The sequence below is a fragment of the Sulfurimonas sp. genome (assembly GCF_016744025.1).
Classification (GTDB): domain Bacteria; phylum Campylobacterota; class Campylobacteria; order Campylobacterales; family Sulfurimonadaceae; genus Sulfurimonas.
In genome coordinates, this window is the sequence record NZ_JADGFC010000023.1 from 24,248 (window position 1) to 27,806 (window position 3,559).

The window sequence follows — 3,559 nt, forward strand, 5'->3', positions numbered from 1 at the left end:
ACTCTAAGTCGATGAATTTAATCTCTTCACGGTTAAAATAGTGAATATTTTTATCTTCAAATTCTACGCGACCTTGTGCTCTTTTACGAGGTAAGCAGGAGTAAGTTAAAGCAAAAGCTGGAATGACTTCTGTTTTTGCTTTGATAAGTTTAAAGTTAAATTGTCTATAGTTTAAAAATTTCTCTTTGATGATTTTATATTTTATATTTTTATCTTCAAGTTCAATTCTTTTTTTATACATCTCTAAACGCTCTTCTATAGAAGCAGGAAGTATTTGATTTGATATGGGAGAGAACATTTCATCCATAAGACGTTCTTGTAGCTCTCTTTGCATCGTAAGTCCATAGATGCAGCCACAATAATCTTGACGATAAAGTTGTTCTTCTTTAGTTACTCTACTTTGATCTTGTGTTCCACCATTGGCACGGTAATCTACTGCTACAAATTCTACACCATATTTTTCATAAAAAGCATTGCCACTTTTTTTTAACTGTTCTTGAGATTTTAGCGGACTTACTAGTAGAGTAGTTGTAATTTTATCTTCACCGAGTTCAAGTGCTTTTTTAGCGCTAATATCAAAACGTCTATCAAAACATACTTCGCATCTAGAACCTTTTTCAGGTTCTTTTTCTAAACCACGGACTGCTTTCATCCAAGCTTCAAAATCATACTCGCCTTCTAAGACTTCAATGCCAAGTTTTTTACAAGAACGTTGTACATCTAAAAGACGAAGTTGATATTCTGAATATGGGTGAATATTGGGATCGTAGAAGAAGCCAGTTAGCTTCTCCTGAGGAAAGTCTTGCTGTAGCTTCTCTAAAAAAAAGTGAGAGTCAACACTACAGCAAATATGTACTAGCATCTTGTACTATTTAGCTTCTAGAACTTCTATAGAATCAATTGCATCTTGACCTTGGATTGAATCTAAAACTGAAAAACTATCAGCGTCATTTTCTTCGATTGCACCAAAAACAGTGTGAACACCATCTAAGTGTGGAGTAGCTACAAAAGTGATGAAAAATTGACTTCCACCTGTATTTGGTCCAGCGTGAGCCATTGATATAGTTCCTCTTGTATGACGAGAAGTGTTTAGAGCAGTTTCACATGCTATAGCCCACTCAGGTCCACTCATTCCAGTTCCATCTGGACAACCACCTTGAGCCATGAATTCAGGGATTACACGGTGAAAGTTAAGGTCATTATAAAAACTACTACTTGCTAGGTGTGCAAAGTTTGCAACTGTATTTGGAGCTTGTTCTGGAAATAGCTTTAACCAGATAATTCCTTTACTTGTTGATACTTTTGCCCATTGTAATTTACTTAACTCATCAGCACTTAAATCGTAATTTTTTAATTCAGTTTTTCCAAACATTTGAATCCTTATTAATATATATTTTCGAAAGTATAATGATATATTCTTATAGTATTAGAAAAAAATCACTTTAATTTATCATAATAGATGAATTGTTGTATAATCATTACATGAAAATAAGTTCACTATTTACAAATGTAACCATCAGACAAGCAAATATTTTTACTATCTTAGTTATATTTTTCTTTACAATGATTTTTGTTGGACTTTTAGTAGAAGAGATGTATGAAGAGTATGAGGATGCACTTAAGCAAAGTTATATTTATAATACAGATTCAACTTCTCATACAGAAGTGATAAGTCAAAATCATAAAAGAATAAAAAATATTATGATAAAAACAGTCTTAGTTATTGTTACTCTCTCTTTTATCATTTTTGCACTTTTTTTGGGACTAAATAGTCTTTTTAGTAGACTTCTCAATAAAGATAATCAAACATTTTTAGATTTCTTTGAGCAGGCTGTCCATAATGATAAAGCTATTAGTCCAAAAGATATATTTTTTAAAGATTTTAAGATTATGATTGGTTACGCTAATGAGATGGTCGGAAAAATTAATAAACAAAAAAATTCATTAAAGACTTTAAATCTAGAACTTGAGGATAGAGTTAAAGATAAAACAGCAATATTAGAACAAATTAATCAAAATTTAGAAAAAGAGAAGAAGTTCTCCCAAGACTTACTTAAAGCACAAAGAGACTTTTTAAAATATACTGTACATGAGACAAATACTCCGCTAAGTGTAATTTTGACTTCAATAGAGTTATACGTTATGAAATATCCAAAAGATAGACAACTTCTAAAAATTGAAGTTGCAGTAAAAAATATATTTAGTATCTATGATGATTTGAGTTATTTAGTAAAACAAGATCAAGTTCAATATCCTAAGGTTGTACTTAATATAGAAAACTATCTTAGTTCAAGGATAGATTTTTTTACAGATGTTGCTGAATTATCAAGAATTAGCTTCAATTATGAGCCAATTACTAAAGGTGCTCATATATACTTTAATGAAACAAAACTTCAACGTATAGTTGATAATACGATAACAAATGCAATAAAATATACCTTGCCTAATGAAGTTGTTTATATTGATTTAGAACAGATTGGTACATTCATTGAACTCTCAATAGCATCTAAATCAAAAACTATCAAAGACACAGATAAAGTCTTTGATGAATATTATAGAGAATCAAGAAATAGAGATGGTTTTGGTATAGGACTTAGACTTGTTAGAACAATTTGTGATGAAGAAGATATTAAAATTTCAGTATCTTCTGATGATAATCAGACTATATTTAAATACAGATTTAAGATGATGGGTGAATAAATGAAGATTTTACTGCTTGAAGATGAGGTGATGTTAAATGAGTCAATTTGTGAATATTTAGAATCCGATGGACATCTAATTGAAACTTTTTTTGATGGTATTGACGCATTTAAAGCCATAAAAACTACTGCTTATGATTTACTGCTACTTGATATAAATGTTCCAGGTATAGATGGAATTCAGTTTTTAGAACAAATTCATGCGTTAAAAATTCATGTTCCGGCCATTTACATAAGCGCACTAGTTGATATAGAAGATATTTCTCGTGCTTATAATCTTGGATGCTACGATTATCTTAAAAAACCATTTCATTTAAAAGAACTTTCTCTTCGTATAGATAGAATAAAACTAGAAAAAGAAGCTCCAAGAGTGCATCTGAGACTCTCAAAAAACTATAGTTATGATCAAGAACATAGTCTTCTTCTTTTTAATAATGAACCACAGGTACTTACTAAGAAACAATCTCAAATAATTGATTTGCTTGCTAGAAATAGAGGTATGGTAGTAGATTTTGAACAATTTAGAATCTATGTTTGGGATGAACAAATTATTGACAATGCTACAATTAGAGCTGAGATAAATAGACTAAAAAAGTTTTTACAAGAAGATGTATTTATAAATGTTAGGGGTATGGGTTATATGATAGACAAACCTTAAACCCAGTTTATAGGGGTTTAAATTTCATTTGTACCGTTTTTGTACCGTTTTTCTAAAAAGCCTATTACCATTTTTTCTTTTTTTGGAATATAGTGAGTATAGACTCTTTATAATGAACCCCTAAAACTGAACCAGTAAAATTTGTTTTCTTATTTCAAAAATGATAAAATTGAAATAGAAAATATAGGGATTAAATATGAGT

The 3,559-nt window shown here is 30.0% G+C and carries 3 protein-coding genes and 1 pseudogene; 2 read left to right on the plus strand and 2 right to left on the minus strand.

Going from position 1 to position 3,559, the window contains the following annotated elements; all coding sequences use genetic code 11:
* Together QZZ48_RS05385 and QZZ48_RS05390 are read right to left on the minus strand one after the other, a co-directional pair.
* Positions 1-862, minus strand: a pseudogene (locus QZZ48_RS05385) (epoxyqueuosine reductase QueH); the annotation flags it as partial.
* Between the two features lie 6 nt (positions 863-868).
* The gene (locus QZZ48_RS05390) at positions 869-1,372 is read right to left on the minus strand and encodes a peptidylprolyl isomerase (RefSeq protein WP_294962802.1); all 504 of its coding nucleotides are present in this window, start codon (positions 1,370-1,372) and stop codon (positions 869-871) included.
* A gap of 110 nt (positions 1,373-1,482) precedes the next feature.
* On the opposite strand from QZZ48_RS05390, the gene QZZ48_RS05395 reads away from it, so the two are divergent.
* Both QZZ48_RS05395 and QZZ48_RS05400 read left to right on the plus strand, forming a co-directional pair.
* The gene (locus QZZ48_RS05395; RefSeq protein ID WP_294962805.1) at positions 1,483-2,700 is read left to right on the plus strand and encodes an ATP-binding protein; all 1,218 of its coding nucleotides are present in this window, start codon (positions 1,483-1,485) and stop codon (positions 2,698-2,700) included.
* Positions 2,701-3,357 carry a response regulator transcription factor gene (locus tag QZZ48_RS05400; protein WP_294962807.1) on the plus strand — a complete coding sequence of 219 codons (657 nt, stop codon included), beginning with the start codon at positions 2,701-2,703 and terminating at the stop codon, positions 3,355-3,357.
* Positions 3,358-3,559 lie beyond the last annotated feature (202 nt).

Excerpts from the sequence above, each read along its gene's own strand:
- QZZ48_RS05390 (WP_294962802.1), bottom strand. The coding sequence starts at position 1,372 with ATGTTTGGAAAAACTGAATTAAAAAATTACGATTTAAGTGCTGATGAG.
- QZZ48_RS05400 (WP_294962807.1), top strand. The coding sequence starts at position 2,701 with ATGAAGATTTTACTGCTTGAAGATGAGGTGATGTTAAATGAGTCAATT.
- QZZ48_RS05395 (WP_294962805.1), top strand. The coding sequence starts at position 1,483 with ATGAAAATAAGTTCACTATTTACAAATGTAACCATCAGACAAGCAAAT.